Source organism: Pseudomonas sp. 65/3-MNA-CIBAN-0223 (genome assembly GCF_040310425.1).
GTDB classification, from domain to species: Bacteria; Pseudomonadota; Gammaproteobacteria; order Pseudomonadales; family Pseudomonadaceae; genus Aquipseudomonas; species Aquipseudomonas gregormendelii.
In genome coordinates, this window is record NZ_JBEOPV010000319.1 from 1 (window position 1) to 241 (window position 241).

The following is a 241-nucleotide window of genomic DNA, read 5'->3' on the forward strand; positions in this document are numbered from 1 at the left end:
GTGTCGAACACCGCGTCGTCATCAGAGACCAGACCTTTCCACAGCTCGACCGCCTTGTCCCAGTCGTCGCCCTTCGGCGCGAACGGACGACCTTCGACGTAAGCGATGGTCTTTTCATCGACCGCCACCATGCCTACGCGGGCACCGGCTTCGATGGACATGTTGCAGATGGTCATGCGCCCTTCCATGGACAGATCGCGAATCGCGCTGCCGGCGAACTCCAGGGCATGGCCGTTACCGC

Annotated in this window: 1 protein-coding gene; it reads right to left on the reverse strand. The window is 62.2% G+C overall.

Annotated elements, in window-relative coordinates; translation table 11 throughout:
* Positions 1-241 (reverse strand): aconitase family protein (locus AAEZ09_RS29050; protein ID WP_350601780.1); only part of this gene is annotated, 241 nt, incomplete at both ends.